Here is a 15,034-nt window from a genome sequence, read left to right on the forward strand (position 1 = left end):
ATAAATATTACTTAGTACAAATGGCGCTTAGTTATTGAGTCCATTAGTTAATAAGTCTTAGCGTGAACGGATATTGATATTGCTCGCCTTTGCTTGCAGCAACTGCAGCTAAAATGCAGAGCACAATATTTGCGATCCAGAGTATGCCTGCGACCAGAAAACCAACTAGAATAAACATCAAGACCCAGCTAATGGCATAAGCAATCAGTAGGGTAATCTGAAAATTCAGCGCCTCACGGGATGCTACTGATATGTAGGCGCTATCGTCTTTTTTCAATAGCCAGATGATCAGACTGGGTACAAAACTAAATAATGCACCGCCAATGTGGGCAAGTACTGCAAGGTTCTTTTCGTCTGGAGTAGGGCTTGCAACAGATTGGTCTATATCAGTCATTTTTACATCCCCTTATTGAAGATTGAGTTTTTGCAGCAATGGTTCAATTTTATCGACGTCCTGATTATTGAGTATTTTGCGTGCAGTACTGGTGATATCGGGTAAATTGCTTTTGAGCACCTGACGTTTAACGCTCAGTATGTTAGATGGATGCATTGAAAACTGGCGCAAGCCAAAGCCTAATAACAGGCGCGTGAGTTTTTCATCCCCAGCCATTTCGCCACAAACTGAAACAGGTTTACCGAGCTTGTTGCCTGCGCGTATGGTCATCTCGATCAGCATCATGATGGCTGGGTGCACAGGGTTATACAGGTGCGAAACTGTGTCATCGGTGCGGTCAATCGCGAGTGAGTATTGAATCAGGTCGTTAGTGCCGATAGAGAGAAAATCCAGTTCCCGCGCAAAGGCCTCAGCACATAAAGCAGCAGCAGGTACTTCTATCATGCCGCCTACTTCTATATCTTCATCAAAAGGTAATTTCTCGGCGCGCAAACTTTGCTTAGCACGTTCAAGTATCTGCAGGCTTTGGCGCAATTCGTTGAGCGATGACAACATGGGTATCAATATCTTGATATTGCCGAAATGTGAGGCCCGTAAAATAGCCCGTAGTTGAGCCATGAAGATTTGCGGTTCTGACAAACACAGTCGAATCGCGCGCAAACCCAATGCTGGATTGGTGCAGGTACGCACCACATCGCTATTCATTTCTTTATCCGCGCCTAAATCCAGCGTACGGATGGTCACTGGCAGGCCTTTCATGTCCTTGGCCACTTTGCGATAAGCGATGAATTGCTCTTCTTCATCGGGCATTTCACGGCGATTCATGAAGAGGAACTCGGTGCGATAAAGCCCTATGCCTGTTGCACCTGCGGCTTTTACCTGTACTACGTCCTCTGGTACTTCAATATTGGCATGCAATTCAATCGCTGTACCGTCCATGGTGACTGCTTTATTGAGCTTGATACGCTTGAGCTTTTGCTCTTCGAGCTCCCATTGCTCTTGACGTAGTTTGTATTCCTCCAGCGTTTCGCTACTTGGGCTGACGATCACAACGCCTTGGCTACCATCAACAATAATCAGCTCGCCGTCACGGATCAATTCGCGTGATTTTTGCAGGGCGACGATGGAGGGGATATTCATGCTGCGCGCGAGAATCGCCGTATGCGAAGTAGCCCCGCCTACATCGGTAATGAATGCAGCGAACTGATGCTGCTTGAACTGGATGGCATCTGCGGGTGAGAGGTCATGTGCTACCAGAATAATCGCGCTTTCCTGGGCCTTGATTGACACTTGGCTGGGGTGGCCAAGCAAGACCTTGATGATACGTTCCACCACTTGCACTACGTCTTGTTTGCGCTCGCGCAGGTATTCGTCTTCGATTTTGTCGAACTGGGCAACAATTTCTTCCATCTGTTGTTTGAGTGCCCACTCCGCATTGCATTGCTCGCGTTTGATGATCTCTTTTGGCGTTTCGGCCAAGCTATGGTCGGCCATGATCATCAAATGCGTGCTGACAAATGCGCTAAGCTCTGCGGGGCCGCTAGAAGGCAGTTCTTTGCGTATGGTTTCAAGATCGTGCTTGACGACTTTAAAGGCTTTTTCCAGGCGTTTTATTTCGTCTGCGATCAGATTGTTCGGTACTTCGTACTGCACTACTTCAATCAATGCATTTGAAACTAGGTGCGCCTGACCAATGGCAATCCCGCGCGAGACGCCGACGCCATGCATGGTAAAGCTGACTTTAAAGGCTGGTTTCATAGATTATTGATGATTCAAATTAATCATTAGTATTATTCTGGCTCACCGAATCGGTTATTGATGAGCGCTACCAAAGCATCCATCGCAGGCCGTTCTTCTTTGCCATCTGTCTCAAGCAGGATTTTGCTGCCTTTACTGGCTGCCAACATCATCACACCCATGATGCTTTTTGCATTGACACGTCTGTTGTTGCGTTCTATCCAGATTTCACAGCTATCAAACTGACTTGCTGTCTGGGTAAGCTTGGTAGAAGCACGTGCGTGCAAGCCTAATTTATTGATGATTTCTATTTCTTGCTTGATCATGATTGCTTACATGCTTCCTCTGTAAAATGAAAAACACCTTCACGTCCGCCACTCAAGGCTTTTTCAACCAGCTTGCCGAGGTCGCCATTACGATAGGTCAATGTGCGCACTAGCATGGGCAAATTCACCCCCGCAACACCTTCTACACGCCCTGGCACCAATAATTTGCCAACGATATTACAGGGCGTGGCGCCATAAATATCAGATAGAATCAACACACCATCGCCCTGATCCAAGTCTTTAACAAGTTGCAGCGCATCAGGCAACACAGTCGCTGGATCATCATGCATGCCTATGCCTACTTGCCCCAGCAGCTCTGGTTTCTTTCCCATCACATGGGTAGCACAGTGAATCAGGCTTTCAGCCAGGTTGCCGTGGGAGATAATCAAAATACCAATCATGATAATTCCTGTTTTATCTTACTTGCTGCAGTTGAAATTGTTACTGCTAAAGTTCTCGATGCCGAATCTGTACTTTATAACTGTTTTTAAAATACTTACCCAACTGCTCTACAAAATACACAGAGCGATGTTGCCCACCCGTGCAACCGATAGCTACCGTAAGATAGCTACGGTTATCACGCACAAAGCATGGTAGCCAGCGCTCTACGTAGCCTTGAATATCGGCATACATGGCAGCCACAGCTTCTTGCTCGGCAAGAAACTTGGCGACAGGTTCATCCTTGCCTGTGAGTGGGCGCAGCACGGGGTCGTAATGTGGATTGGGCAGGCAACGTACATCAAATACAAAGTCAGCGTCTAGTGGAATGCCATGTTTAAAGCCAAACGACGCAAACATTAAAGTCAGTCCACTCTCTTCCATGGAGACAAAATCCTTTACCCAGCTACGCAAGGTATTGGTACTGAGATTGCTGGTGTCCATCCTATGACCCAGCTCAGCTAGTTGGCTTAATAGTTCGCGCTCGTGGGCAATACTTTCAGCCAGCGTTTTTTCTTCGTTACTTAGCGGATGGCGACGACGGGTTTCGCTAAAGCGTTTAACCAGGGTTTCGTTGTTTGAATCCAGAAACAACAGTTGAACATCAATGCCTTGGGCTTTGAGTGCCTGAATATTCTCGGGTAGCGTTTCCAGCGCTGCGGTACGGGTATCAATGCTGATAGCCACGCGGTCATGATGGGCTATACCCAGATGTTGGGAGATTTCGGGTAATAAAGTCGCGGGCAGGTTATCAACGCAGTAGTAGCCGCTGTCTTCCAAGGCTTTCAGTACAATACTTTTGCCTGAACCAGAGAGCCCTGTGACGATGATGAGTTGCATGGTTTATTCAGTCGCCTGTGCTTTGCGCAGGCTGCGATTGATCTCGCGATGTTGCCGCTGCATAAACTGCTTGGTGCCGTTAATACCGCGCAGTAGCAGCATGTGATTACGCACAGCAACTTCTACCAGTACAGCAATGTTGCGGCCTGCGGCGACGGGAATCATGACTTTGGGTATTTTTACGCCGAGTATTTTTTCGTGATGCGATTTGACTTTCAGGCGATCCAGTTTCTCTGGCATCACCAGATCGGCCATCTCAAGCTGGATAATCAAGTCCAGCGGTTTAGTAGGCTTGACAGCGTTATCGCCAAACAAGGCGCGAATATTGAGGATACCTAGCCCGCGTACTTCAAGAAAATCCTGCAACAATGGCGGGCAACGTCCTTCCAGACGGTCGGGCGCGATACGGAAAAAATCAACGATGTCATCTGCCACCAGTCGATGTCCGCGCGAAATGAGCTCAAGCGCTAACTCGCTCTTACCAATGGCTGGGCTACCTTTAATCAATATGCCAAAGCCCTGAACCTCAATAAATACGCCATGTGCACTGGTAGATTCAGCCACGGCCTGTGCCAGGTAATGGCTCAATACGTCCATCAAGCCAGGGCTTTGTAGCGGCGAAGTAAATAGTGGGGTTTGAAATTGATCCGACGCATCGTTCAATTCTTTAGGTGGTTTTTCACCATTGGCAACAACGACTGCAGCTAAATCGGTTGAAAATAAATTTTGAATCGCTTGGTGTAACTCTTTGGATTTCAGGCTGCGCAAGTAATCCATTTCAGCACAGCCCAGCACTTGCACGCGATTGGGATGTACAAAATTCAGATGGCCTATTAAGGCCAGTGAGGGTTTAGTGACAGTTTCGCTGGTCAGCAGGTTATTGCCGCCATCGAGCCCTGATACCCAAGTCAGTTTGAGGTTACGGCGGGTATCGTTATAGAGTTGATTTACACTGATTTCAGCCATGATTGAATCCATCATGGAACATAAATAGAAGATACTGCTCGGCAGCAAGCACAGACAAAACCTGTTGATCTGGTAATGATGGCTTGTTTTGCATGCCGCTTGCGCCTCGCAGTTTTATGGTGTGCAAAAGTTTTATGGAATCACTAAACTTTATTCAGTCGCCTGATGTTTCAGAGCGCCATTGGTTTTGTGGTGATCGCCTTGTTTCTCTTTGTGTTTCAACACTTGGCGATCTAGTTTGTCACTCAGCGTATCAATGGCGTGATACATATTCTCGTCACTGCTTTCGGCGTGCAAATCATTCCCCGGTACGTGCAATGTGGCTTCTACTTTTTGCGCTAGTTTAACTACGCTAAACGTGACTTTCACGTCTATGACATGGTCGAAATGGTTGCTGATGCGCGCGAGTTTGCTCTGGACGTAGTCCCTTAGTGCAGGGGTGATTTCCAGATGATGGCCAGTAAGATGCAGGTTCATGATTGACTCCTTCATTAGTAAAATCACAAATCCTAAATGGATTTGCGCTGGTTAGCCGCGGGTATCGAGAGAGACTCGCGGTATTTTGCAATGGTGCGTCGTGCCACCATAATTCCTTGCTTACTCAAAATATCAGTAATCTGGTTGTCTGATAAGGGTTTTTTCGCATTTTCTTCGCTCACCATTTGCTTGATCAATGCGCGTATCGCAGTGGCAGAGCAAGCGCCGCCAGATTCGGTAGATACATGGCTACCGAAGAAATATTTAAGCTCATACACACCACGTGGTGTAAGCATATATTTTCGTGTGGTGACGCGAGAGACGGTGGATTCATGTAAACCCAGTTCATCAGCGATTTCACGCAAAACCAGCGGGCGCATAGCGACTTCACCATGCTCGAAAAAGTTACGTTGTCTATCTACAATCGCTTGTGAGACCCGCAAAATCGTCGAGAAGCGCTGCTGGATATTCTTGATCATCCATTTCGCTTCTTGCATCTGGCTCATCAGGTATTGGCTGGAGCTGTCACGATTGCGCTTTAAAATACCTGCATAAAGTTGGTTGATACGTAGCCTAGGCACTACTTCATCATTTAACGTGGCGATCCATAAGCCTTTGACTTTTTTGACCAGAATTTCATGCTGAATATAGTGGTCGGAGCCGATTTTTGTAAAATCGCTACCAGGGCGAGGGTTGAGCTGCGTGACCATGAGCTGAACTGCGCGTAATACATCGTCATCGCATTGCAGGGTTTTACGCAGCTTCGCGTAGTCTCTGCTGGCCAGTATGGGTAAGTGTTGGAGTGCTACATTGATCGCCAAGCCCAAATGCGGCGTATCTTCTGGCATTGCTTGCAGTTGTAATGCCAGGCATTCGGCTAGGCTACGGGCGCCTACGCCAGGAGGATCTAAATGCTGGATGTGTTTGAGCGCGGTTTGTAGCTCTAGCAGATCAATTTCGAGCTCATCAGGCAGTAATTCCAGTAGTTCTTCTAATGGCTGTTCAAGATAGCCATCATCATTAATGGTATCAACCAGCAACATGGCGAGCGTTTGATCCCGCTCTGAGAATTGCATCAATTTAAGCTGGCTGATCAGGTGTTCACGTAAGGTAAGAGAGACAGACTCCTGAAAGCTAAAGTCGTTTTCGTCGTCATTGCCTGCGCTGTTGTCTTCCCAACGATTACCGCTGGAAAACTCAAAATAGTCATCGCCGTATTCTTCCTGACGTGCGGGCTCATCAGTGGCTGGAATCGATGTTTCCTGCACCGTGTTGTTTGGCACAAAAGCTTCTGCTTCCAGATCAACAGGCTGGTCAGTATTGGTGGTGCGTTCAAGCAGGGGGTTTTCTTGCAGCAAGGTTTCTAGCTCTTGATTCAACTCTTGAGTTGATAGCTGAAGCAAGCGAATAGACTGCTGCAACTGCGGTGTGAGCGCCAAATGTTGCGAAAATTTAAGTTGTAGGCTTTGTTTCATAATTAATACGCCGCCTGCGCTGATTACAGGCGGAAATCCTTACCGAGATACACTTCTCTGACGCTATCGTTATGAATAATTTCACTGGGTTTGCCAGCCGCAAATACGCGCCCGTCATTCACAATATACGCTCTATCGCAGATGCCGAGGGTTTCGCGTACGTTATGGTCAGTAATCAGTACACCAATATTGCGAGCGCTCAAAAAACGGATGATCTTTTGAATATCCAGCACAGCAATCGGGTCTATGCCGGCAAACGGTTCATCCAGCAAAATAAAGCTGGGATTGGTTGCCAAGCAGCGTGCAATTTCAACACGGCGGCGCTCGCCACCAGATAAACTTACCGCCATATTGTTGCGAATATGCACAATGTGCAGCTCAAGCAGCAATTCTTCCAGCCGCTCAGCCATCACTTGAGGGCTCATTTTTTGCAGCTCTAATATCGCCATGATATTTTCAGCGACTGTCATCTTGCGGAATATTGACGGCTCTTGTGGCAGATATGAAAGGCCGAGCCTGGCGCGCTGATGAATAGGCAAGCGGCTCAGGTCTTTGCCGTCTAGCAAGATACGGCCGTCATCCAGTGAGACCAGCCCCACCATCATGTAAAAACTGGTGGTTTTTCCTGCACCATTGGGCCCGAGCAACCCGACGACTTCACCACTGTTCACATGTAGTGAAATATCCTGCACCACCGTGCGGGATTTATACTTTTTGCGCAGACCTTCTACTACCAATTCACTCATGTATTTGCTAAAACTTTCTCAAAACTTCTTAATTATTCAGGCCTGGTTTTATTCAGTCACAGGTTTTTTGGGTTGTATCACTGCGCGGACTCGGCCGTTAGGCGCAGAGGGCGTAGCCACCTGTGAGCCACCACCTAATACTTCAGCATATTCTGCATTGGCGTCATACATGATGTAATCGCCATGAATCACATCATCGCCGCGCTTCACTGAGGCTTGCGTATAAAGCTGTACTTTATCCATACGGCCATCGTACTCAATGCGTTGACCGTTGCCTTGCATATATTCAGCCTTGCCTTCCATTTTTTGCTTGAAAGTGCTCGGCATGCCTGTCGAAGTGCTGTGCTGAAAGCCATCTTTATCTTCACGCACAATCAGCTTATCGCCACGAATCTCCAACGTGCCCTGGGTCAAAATCACATTGCCCGTGTAGGTGCTGGTTTTCTTTGCATCGTTCACAGTGACTGTATCGGCCTCAATATCAATCGGTTTCTGCCGATCGGCCTTTTCAGCAAAGCTGGCGGATGACGCCAATAAAAATAATGACGCCACTAACAGGGTGGGCGACAGACTAAGGTGTGGCTTGTTCATATTGTCTCCGAATACGGGGCTTGTTTTGAGCAGGTGCTGCCTGATTATTCTGTGCGTTACTATTATTGTTGCTTTTAGCTTTGTTAGTGCTGGGTTTAGTACCAGCTTGTTTAACTTGTGGTTTGGCGACTGCTTTCTTTGTGACCACTACTTTGTTGTCTTGTTTGGCCTCTAGCACTGCTTTGTCTGCAACTGCCTTATCCGCAAGTCCTGGCCTTAAATAATGCACATGTACGTTTTTGAGTAGCTTGAGCGTTTTTTCTTTTTTGTTGTATATCATCCCGGTGCCGCGCAATTCCGTGCTTGGTGATTGCTTGATCACCACAGCCTTATCACTGGTTGCAATCTCGGTTTTAGGAAACACCTTCAAATATTCAGTCGTCACGGTCATATCGCCGCGCTCTTTGTAGCCTTGCCTCAAGACTTTTACGTTGTCCATAAATTCGATTATCTCACCATTGCTTGATACTGTACCGCGTTGGCTTTCAATTTGCGTGTAAGGCTTATCGCTCGAATATTGCGTTAAATGCGGACGCTCTAATTTAGTACTGTCATCATCAGGAAAATGCGTCATTTCCGTGGCCGCCAATATGTACTGTACGCTGCCGTTAATACCTGTTTTTACCGTGTTGAAATTATTCAGCACATAGTCAGGGTCATGCCGTTTACTGCCATCAGGCTTGATCACTGGCGGCTGCACCGTGCGGTCTATCCAGAAGGTGACGAGCGCAAGTAAACCCAGCACGGCTAATGGAAACAGAATCGTGGCGCGGCCAAACATCTCAAGCAAACAACTTTATAACAATCATTACTTCAGGGTTTTCATTTTAGAAACTTAGCCATCTGGCCATCAAACGTACCTTGCGCCTTCATGATCAACTCGCATAACTCCCGCACTGCGCCAAAACCCGCTTCTCGTGTGGTGATGTAGTGCGCATGCTCTTTTACCAATGGCATGGCGTGTGGCACAGTAACGCCCAGACCAGCACGGCGCATCGGTGGCAGGTCAATCACATCATCGCCCATAAAGGCCGATGTTTCGTAACTCAGATTCAGTTTTTTGATGAGGTCGTCAAACGCTTCCAGCTTGTCTTCTACGCCTTGATAGATATATTCAGGTTTGATACCAATATTGGCCGCGCGTTTCATGACAACTTGTGAGGTACGGCCTGTAACGATGCCCATCTGTATGCCGGTATTTTTCAATAGCTTGAGGCCAAGTCCATCTTGCGAATGAAACACCTTGGATTCAAGGCCATCATCGCCCAGCATCAAACCACCATTGGTCATCACACCATCAATATCAAACACAATCAGTTTGATGCGTTTAGCACGTTCTTCTACATTCATTATTTAAACTACTTTCGCGATTAAGAGGTCGTGCATATTGAGTGCGCCAACCAGTATTCCTTCGGCATTGACTACCAGTAACGCAGTAACTTTCTTTTTTTCCATGACTTCTACTGCATCAACTGCCAATTGATCCGGCAAGATGGTCAGCGGTTTCATGCGCATCACGTCATTGACCGTACATTCCGTGATATTCACACCGCTTTCAAAAGCGCGACGTAAATCACCATCGGTAAATACGCCTAGAGGCTTATATTCAGCATCGACGATGGCTGTCATGCCCAAGCCTTTTTGTGACATTTCCAGCAGCGCATCTTTTACCGTTGCCTGAATTGACACGCTAGGCACCGCATCGCCGCTACGCATCACATTTTTAACGAGCACCAGCAGTCGCCTGCCCAATGCACCACCAGGGTGTGAGCGTGCATAGTCATCTGATGAGAAGCCACGTTGATCCAGCAGCACAACTGCCAGAGCATCACCCAAAGCCAAAGCCGCTGTGGTGCTCGCTGTAGGCGATAACCCCAATGGGCAGGCTTCTTGTGAAACATGGGCATCCAGATAAACATCGGACGCTCTTGAGAGCGTGGATTTAGTGTTGCCGGTAATGCTGATCAGGCGTGCACCCATGCGCTTGATGAGTGGCACGATGGTAAGTAATTCATCGGCCTCGCCCGAGTTGGAGATGGCGATGACCACGTCTTCTTTGGTAATCATGCCCAAGTCGCCATGGCTGGCTTCAGCTGGATGCATAAAGAAAGAGGGGGTACCAGTGCTTGCCAGGGTAGCGGCGATTTTATTGCCGATGTGGCCAGATTTTCCCATCCCTGTCACCACAACACGGCCGCGACATTGTAAAATGAGTGCGATTGCGCGATTGAAGTTTTCATCAAGCCTGTGGGCAAGGGCTTCAACCTCACGCGACTCAATCAATAAGACTTCTTTGGCTAGCTCGACAGGCGCTTTCACAGCGCCGATTTTTTGTAATTCTGACGTTTCCATACCTGCCAAGTATAAAAGGGAATGTCTTATGAATAAAGGATAGTTGGACAAATAATTCCGACTTTTACATCAGTCGGCATAATTTTTGCCTAAAACGCACATGCACGATACGCTTCCCGCCATCCTCTTTTTGTTGACCAGCTCAGTATTGGCTGTTGCTTTATTTCGCGCATTCCAGCTGCCGGCCATGCTTGCCTATTTTCTGGTGGGCTTTGCGTTAGGGCCTAAAACTTTCGGTTTATTGCCAGATACTGAAGCCAATCGTTCACTTGCTGAGTTTGGCATAGTGTTTCTCATGTTTAGCATAGGCTTGGAATTCAGCTTGCCGCAGCTTTATGCCATGCGCAAAACCGTGCTCGGTTTAGGTGGTACGCAAGTTGCCATTACCTTGTTGGCGGTTGCATTAGTTTGCAATTTTATTGGTTTGAGCTGGCCAGCGGCTTTTGTCATTGGCGGCGCATTGGCGATGTCATCTACTGCCATCGTCTCAAAAATGCTGGTAGAAGGGCTGGAGCTTAACTCTCGTCATGGCAGGCTTGCTATCGGCGTCTTGTTATTTCAGGATCTCGCCGTTGTGCCACTGTTGGTGCTGATCCCCGCACTTGCCAACCATACTGGCACACTAGGTAATATTCTTGGCGTTTCCCTGCTTAAAGCTAGTGTGATGCTTGTGTTGTTATTTTCCGTCGGTAAATTCCTGATCAACCCGTGGTTCAATCTGGTCGCACGCCAGCGCTCGCATGAGCTGTTTGTGATGAACGTATTGATGGTTACCTTGATGCTGGCTTATGCCACCAAAGTGGCTGGCTTGTCTTACGCACTAGGCGCATTTATCGCAGGCATGTTGATCTCGGAAACCCGCTATCGTTACCAGGTGGAATCCGATATTGCACCGTTCCGCGATATTTTGCTGGGCCTGTTCTTTATCACTGTTGGCATGCTGCTCGATTTGCACGCTTTGATGTCTAATATTGGCTGGGTATTTGTCGTGTTGGTGGCATTTGTTATCTTCAAGGCTTTGCTGGTGGCAGTCCTGAGTCGCTTTTTTGGTGCCGAGGCTGGTGTCGCCATACGTACTGGCGTTACGCTGGCACAAGCGGGTGAATTCAGTTTCGTCATTCTGGCGCTTGGCGCGGATAACGATGTGCTCGGCGGCCAAGCATTTAACGTGATTCTGGCAGCCTCGTTACTCTCTATGGTCATCGCGCCATTTATCATTAAATACAACGAGCGCATTGGCGAAAAGTTCTCACGCAGTTATGTCAAAAATCGAGAGCAGCAGATCAATAATATCGAAGCGGCAGGTAAGGACTTTAGTGACCATGTGATCATTTGCGGGTTTGGCCGCAGTGGGCAATATCTCGCACGCTTTTTAAGCGAAGAAAATATCCCGTTCATCGCGCTAGATGTCGACCCAGCGCGTGTGCGCGAAGCGGGGGCCGCAGGTGAAAACGTGATCTATGGCGATGCTGGCCGCCGCGTGGTGCTGGATGCCGCAGGCGCAGCCCGCGCCAAGGCCTTGATTATCAGTTATAACGATGCGCCTTCTGCCATGAAGATTCTGCATCTGGTGCAAGATAATTACCCTGGATTGCCCGTCATTGTGCGCACGGTAGATGATTCCAATATGGAAGAACTGCGTGCCGCGGGCGCAACAGAAGTTGTGCCAGAGTTGCTTGAAGGTAGCTTGATGCTGGCTTCTCATGCGCTAGTGCTGCTCGATGTGCCACTTAATCGCGTGGTTAAACGCATTCGTAAGTTTCGCGAAGAGCGCTACAAAATGTTCCAAGGCTTTTTCCACGGTATGTCTGATATTGACCAGGAAGCCACTGAAAAAGCTAGCCAGCCACGGTTGTATTCCGTGCCGATTCCCGCATCGGCTTATTGTGTTGGCAAGCGCCTGAAAGATATTGATTTCTCCAAATTCACGGTGGAGGTCAAATTCATTCGCCGCCAGACATTCAAGCCCTTTGTGCCTGAGCCGGATTTTGTTTTTGCCGAAGATGATGTGGTGGTATTACTGGGCTCGCAAGATAGTCTGGTCAGCGCCGAAAAAGCCTTGCTCAGCCGCAGCCGCGGTTTGAAATCAAGCGCGGCCTGATTCACTCAATGACATCTCAGCATGTAGTGGTCGTAGGGGGTGGTATTGTTGGTTGTATGACCGCCATGGAGCTGGTGGCGCGCGGCTGTAAAGTCACCATTGTGGAGCGCAACCAAATCGCCAGCCAGACCTCTGGAGAATCTTCATGGGCGGGTGCAGGTATTCTGTTTCCATTGCTGCCGTGGATGTATTCAGATCATGTGAATGCCCTCACTATGTATGGCGCGCATGCTTATACTGAAATATGCCAGCGATTACAGCAAGAAACTGGTATTGATTCCCATCTCGAACCTTCAGGCATGTTGCTGCTTCCCAATTTTGACGTCCCTGCGGCGTTGGCCTGGTGTGACAAAAACCAGCTCCCTTTTCAGCCAGTGAAAGCCAGTGCTTTTGATGTGCAATCACTGAGCGGTGAAGAGGCTTTGTGGTTGCCCACTGTTGCACAGATACGGCCGCCTTATCTTATGTTGGCATTGCGCGCATGGCTCGAGCAAAACAGCGTCACGCTGCTCGAGCATACTGAGTTAGTGCCTCTAAAAGCCACGTCAGAGCTTAACGAATGGCAAACACTGAACGGTGAAACACTCAAAGCCGATCAGTTTATTGTCACTTCGGGAGCCTGGAGTTTTGATCTGCTCAAAGACACCACCGAAAAACTCAAGATCAAACCCATGCGTGGCCAGATTTTGCTTTATCAGCCTAAAAAGAATCTGGAACAAATCGTGTATCGAGAAGGTTTCTATATGGTGCCGCGGCGTGATGGCTATTTGCTGGCAGGCAGTACGCTGGAAGATGTTGGCTTTGATGCCACGACTACTGAAGTTGTACGCGATGAAATCACTGCAAAGGCCGAAGCCATTATGCCGGCACTTAAAGGCATGCCTATCATCAAGCACTGGAGCGGCTTGCGGCCTGGTACTCCAGATAATCTACCGACGATTTCAGCGCATCCACAGATTAAAAACCTTTACCTGAATACAGGCCATTTTCGCTACGGGCTTACCATGGCGCCAGCCAGTGCTAAGCTGGTGGCGGCGTTGGTGTGTGGGGAGAAGCCTTGGCTTGATCCGGAGCCATTTGCACTGTCTGTGTAAATATCCTGATGAAAAGTATCTACTTTTACATAACCATCGCTTTTATATCCTCAATCCTTTGCGTGCAGTTCCTTGATATACCCTTGGCTATTTGGATAGCCAATAACTTAGGGATTTATGCGCCGCATCTAAAGACCTCTAGCATCCCAGATGCTTTATTTTTTATTGTGGTCATATTTTCTCTTTTTAGCTGGGCGTCTTACTTTTTTTTAAAACGACGGAATATCCACGATAAACGTACCTTGTTTTTTAAGCTGACAGGCACGCTACTTCCTCTATCTTTTGCGCTAAAGATTCTTCTGAAATGGATATTTGGTCGAGTGGACACGCGCGTATGGTTGGCATATCCAAATCATCATTATGATTTTCATTGGTTTGCAGGCATCGGCAGTTTTCAAGGATTTCCATCCGGTCATATGCTGGTATTTACGCCACTCTTAATGGCCTTATGGCAGTTTTACCCACGCTATCGTTTCTATTATGTTTTGCTAGGGGTCATTTTGAGCTTGGGGCTGATTGCCACCGAATATCATTTTCTGGGCGATGTACTTGCTGGCGCTTTGATAGGTGCAGTTTTGTACAAGCTAGTATTGGCAAGGCTTAGTAATTCAGAATTAGTAAGAAATGAACCATGAATGAGCTTACGATAGTCGAGATTGAGGCCTTGGATGGGGCCACGATACTTGAATTCGGTACGGACTGGTGTGGATACTGCAAAGCAGCACAGCCATTGATCGCATCTGCCTTAGCAGAACGCCAAGATGTGCGACACATTAAAATTGAAGATGGCAAAGGGCGCAGGCTGGGGCGCTTGTTCAAGGTGAAGTTATGGCCAACCTTGGTTTTTCTTAAAAATGGTCAGGAAGTAGGGCGATTGATAAGACCTGATAGTGCAGTTTTAATCTCTGAGGCGCTTGATAAAATATAAAGCCGAGGAAGCTTAATTAAATCGCAGCTTTCCAACTGCCAGACTTCCCACCCTGTTTCTCCAGCAACTTAATCTCAGTTATCACCATTCCTCTATCCACTGCCTTGCACATATCGTAAATCGTGAGTAGCGCCACGCTGGTGGCAGTGAGCGCTTCCATTTCAACGCCAGTGCGTCCTACCGTTTCGGCGGTGACAGTGCATTTCACGGTGCTGTTGGGTTCGTCTATGTTGAACTCAACACCTACTTTAGTGAGGCTAATGGGGTGACAGAGAGGGATTAAATCTGAGGTACGTTTTGAGCCTTGGATAGCGGCGACTCTGGCGATGCCGAGCACATCTCCCTTTTTGGCATCACCTTTAAGTATCAGTTGCAGTGTTTCGGGCTGCATTTTGATAAACCCTATTGCGACTGCAATGCGATGCGTTTCGGATTTTTCGCCTACATCCACCATGTGGGCTTGGCCGCTGCTGTCAAAATGGGTGAGTGTACTCATGTTGCTTTCCTTTTATTTCTATACCAATTAAGCAGTCCAGCCAATTGATTAGGTGAACTTGAATCTTGAGGTT

At 47.8% G+C, this 15,034-nt stretch carries 18 protein-coding genes; 4 read left to right on the forward strand and 14 right to left on the reverse strand.

The features are described 5' to 3' along the window. Positions 1-43: 43 nt before the first annotated feature. From ZMTM_RS00890 to ZMTM_RS00950, 13 genes are all read right to left on the reverse strand, one after another. On the reverse strand, positions 44-394 hold the full coding sequence (locus ZMTM_RS00890) for a DUF4870 domain-containing protein (protein ID WP_221764482.1): 351 nt from the start codon (positions 392-394) through the stop codon (positions 44-46). A gap of 12 nt (positions 395-406) precedes the next feature. Further along, positions 407-2,152 (reverse strand): phosphoenolpyruvate--protein phosphotransferase, encoded by a 1,746-nt coding sequence (gene ptsP, locus ZMTM_RS00895; protein WP_221764483.1) that lies wholly within the window; start codon positions 2,150-2,152, stop codon positions 407-409. Positions 2,153-2,184: 32 nt separating this feature from the next. After that, entirely contained in the window at positions 2,185-2,457 is a 273-nt protein-coding gene (locus ZMTM_RS00900; protein ID WP_221764484.1) for an HPr family phosphocarrier protein, read from the reverse strand. Further along, positions 2,454-2,858, reverse strand: coding sequence for a PTS sugar transporter subunit IIA (locus ZMTM_RS00905; RefSeq protein WP_221764485.1), 405 nt, complete (start codon positions 2,856-2,858; stop codon positions 2,454-2,456). The genes ZMTM_RS00900 and ZMTM_RS00905 overlap by 4 nt, the downstream gene beginning before the upstream one ends. Positions 2,859-2,904: 46 nt before the next feature. Beyond that, the gene (rapZ, locus tag ZMTM_RS00910) at positions 2,905-3,735 is read right to left on the reverse strand and encodes an RNase adapter RapZ (RefSeq protein WP_221764486.1); all 831 of its coding nucleotides are present in this window, start codon (positions 3,733-3,735) and stop codon (positions 2,905-2,907) included. A 3-nt stretch (positions 3,736-3,738) separates the two neighbouring features. Further along, positions 3,739-4,701: an HPr(Ser) kinase/phosphatase gene (gene hprK, locus ZMTM_RS00915; protein WP_221764487.1), complete on the reverse strand. Its 963-nt coding sequence runs from the start codon at positions 4,699-4,701 to the stop codon at positions 3,739-3,741. Between the two features lie 150 nt (positions 4,702-4,851). Further along, a complete protein-coding gene (hpf, locus tag ZMTM_RS00920) occupies positions 4,852-5,178 on the reverse strand; it encodes a ribosome hibernation-promoting factor, HPF/YfiA family (RefSeq protein ID WP_221764488.1) in 327 nt (108 codons plus the stop codon). Between the two features lie 32 nt (positions 5,179-5,210). Next, positions 5,211-6,653, reverse strand: a complete 1,443-nt coding sequence (locus ZMTM_RS00925) for an RNA polymerase factor sigma-54 (protein WP_221764489.1) — start codon at positions 6,651-6,653, stop codon at positions 5,211-5,213. Between the two features lie 23 nt (positions 6,654-6,676). Next, on the reverse strand, positions 6,677-7,399 hold the full coding sequence (gene lptB / locus ZMTM_RS00930) for an LPS export ABC transporter ATP-binding protein (protein ID WP_221764490.1): 723 nt from the start codon (positions 7,397-7,399) through the stop codon (positions 6,677-6,679). A gap of 48 nt (positions 7,400-7,447) precedes the next feature. Beyond that, positions 7,448-7,990 carry a lipopolysaccharide transport periplasmic protein LptA gene (gene lptA, locus ZMTM_RS00935; RefSeq protein WP_221764491.1) on the reverse strand — a complete coding sequence of 181 codons (543 nt, stop codon included), beginning with the start codon at positions 7,988-7,990 and terminating at the stop codon, positions 7,448-7,450. Beyond that, positions 7,971-8,771, reverse strand: coding sequence for an LPS export ABC transporter periplasmic protein LptC (lptC, locus tag ZMTM_RS00940; RefSeq protein WP_225907122.1), 801 nt, complete (start codon positions 8,769-8,771; stop codon positions 7,971-7,973). Before lptC ends, lptA begins: the two co-directional genes overlap by 20 nt. A 41-nt stretch (positions 8,772-8,812) precedes the next feature. Continuing rightward, entirely contained in the window at positions 8,813-9,340 is a 528-nt protein-coding gene (locus tag ZMTM_RS00945) for a KdsC family phosphatase (RefSeq protein ID WP_221764493.1), read from the reverse strand. 3 nt (positions 9,341-9,343) lie between these two features. Beyond that, positions 9,344-10,342 carry a KpsF/GutQ family sugar-phosphate isomerase gene (locus ZMTM_RS00950; protein WP_221764494.1) on the reverse strand — a complete coding sequence of 333 codons (999 nt, stop codon included), beginning with the start codon at positions 10,340-10,342 and terminating at the stop codon, positions 9,344-9,346. A 100-nt stretch (positions 10,343-10,442) separates the two neighbouring features. On the opposite strand from ZMTM_RS00950, the gene ZMTM_RS00955 reads away from it, so the two are divergent. Genes ZMTM_RS00955 through ZMTM_RS00970 form a run of 4 tightly spaced genes read left to right on the forward strand, consistent with a single transcriptional unit; the run spans position 10,443 to position 14,465 of the window. Further along, complete coding sequence (locus tag ZMTM_RS00955; RefSeq protein ID WP_221765517.1) at positions 10,443-12,443, forward strand: cation:proton antiporter domain-containing protein; 2,001 nt, start codon at positions 10,443-10,445, stop codon at positions 12,441-12,443. Positions 12,444-12,451: 8 nt separating this feature from the next. Then, positions 12,452-13,537, forward strand: coding sequence for an NAD(P)/FAD-dependent oxidoreductase (locus tag ZMTM_RS00960; RefSeq protein WP_221764495.1), 1,086 nt, complete (start codon positions 12,452-12,454; stop codon positions 13,535-13,537). An 8-nt stretch (positions 13,538-13,545) separates the two neighbouring features. Beyond that, on the forward strand, positions 13,546-14,172 hold the full coding sequence (locus ZMTM_RS00965; protein ID WP_221764496.1) for a phosphatase PAP2 family protein: 627 nt from the start codon (positions 13,546-13,548) through the stop codon (positions 14,170-14,172). After that, complete coding sequence (locus ZMTM_RS00970) at positions 14,169-14,465, forward strand: thioredoxin family protein (RefSeq protein WP_221764497.1); 297 nt, start codon at positions 14,169-14,171, stop codon at positions 14,463-14,465. The genes ZMTM_RS00965 and ZMTM_RS00970 overlap by 4 nt, the downstream gene beginning before the upstream one ends. A gap of 16 nt (positions 14,466-14,481) precedes the next feature. On the opposite strand, the gene moaC is transcribed toward ZMTM_RS00970, so the two are convergent. After that, positions 14,482-14,961 (reverse strand): cyclic pyranopterin monophosphate synthase MoaC, encoded by a 480-nt coding sequence (gene moaC / locus ZMTM_RS00975; protein ID WP_221764498.1) that lies wholly within the window; start codon positions 14,959-14,961, stop codon positions 14,482-14,484. Positions 14,962-15,034 lie beyond the last annotated feature (73 nt).

It is taken from the genome of Methyloradius palustris (assembly GCF_019703875.1).
Classification (GTDB): domain Bacteria; phylum Pseudomonadota; class Gammaproteobacteria; order Burkholderiales; family Methylophilaceae; genus Methyloradius; species Methyloradius palustris.

Bases quoted from the DNA above. Each gene is read 5' to 3' on its own strand.
- hprK (WP_221764487.1), bottom strand. From the start codon at position 4,701: ATGGCTGAAATCAGTGTAAATCAACTCTATAACGATACCCGCCGTAAC.
- ZMTM_RS00970 (WP_221764497.1), top strand. From the start codon at position 14,169: ATGAATGAGCTTACGATAGTCGAGATTGAGGCCTTGGATGGGGCCACG.
- lptA (WP_221764491.1), bottom strand. From the start codon at position 7,990: ATGAACAAGCCACACCTTAGTCTGTCGCCCACCCTGTTAGTGGCGTCA.
- ZMTM_RS00965 (WP_221764496.1), top strand. From the start codon at position 13,546: ATGAAAAGTATCTACTTTTACATAACCATCGCTTTTATATCCTCAATC.
- moaC (WP_221764498.1), bottom strand. From the start codon at position 14,961: ATGAGTACACTCACCCATTTTGACAGCAGCGGCCAAGCCCACATGGTG.
- lptB (WP_221764490.1), bottom strand. From the start codon at position 7,399: ATGAGTGAATTGGTAGTAGAAGGTCTGCGCAAAAAGTATAAATCCCGC.
- ZMTM_RS00890 (WP_221764482.1), bottom strand. From the start codon at position 394: ATGACTGATATAGACCAATCTGTTGCAAGCCCTACTCCAGACGAAAAG.
- ZMTM_RS00960 (WP_221764495.1), top strand. From the start codon at position 12,452: ATGACATCTCAGCATGTAGTGGTCGTAGGGGGTGGTATTGTTGGTTGT.
- ZMTM_RS00925 (WP_221764489.1), bottom strand. From the start codon at position 6,653: ATGAAACAAAGCCTACAACTTAAATTTTCGCAACATTTGGCGCTCACA.
- ZMTM_RS00945 (WP_221764493.1), bottom strand. From the start codon at position 9,340: ATGAATGTAGAAGAACGTGCTAAACGCATCAAACTGATTGTGTTTGAT.
- ZMTM_RS00900 (WP_221764484.1), bottom strand. From the start codon at position 2,457: ATGATCAAGCAAGAAATAGAAATCATCAATAAATTAGGCTTGCACGCA.
- hpf (WP_221764488.1), bottom strand. From the start codon at position 5,178: ATGAACCTGCATCTTACTGGCCATCATCTGGAAATCACCCCTGCACTA.
- ZMTM_RS00905 (WP_221764485.1), bottom strand. From the start codon at position 2,858: ATGATTGGTATTTTGATTATCTCCCACGGCAACCTGGCTGAAAGCCTG.
- rapZ (WP_221764486.1), bottom strand. From the start codon at position 3,735: ATGCAACTCATCATCGTCACAGGGCTCTCTGGTTCAGGCAAAAGTATT.
- ZMTM_RS00950 (WP_221764494.1), bottom strand. From the start codon at position 10,342: ATGGAAACGTCAGAATTACAAAAAATCGGCGCTGTGAAAGCGCCTGTC.
- ptsP (WP_221764483.1), bottom strand. From the start codon at position 2,152: ATGAAACCAGCCTTTAAAGTCAGCTTTACCATGCATGGCGTCGGCGTC.
- lptC (WP_225907122.1), bottom strand. From the start codon at position 8,771: ATGTTTGGCCGCGCCACGATTCTGTTTCCATTAGCCGTGCTGGGTTTA.
- ZMTM_RS00955 (WP_221765517.1), top strand. From the start codon at position 10,443: ATGCACGATACGCTTCCCGCCATCCTCTTTTTGTTGACCAGCTCAGTA.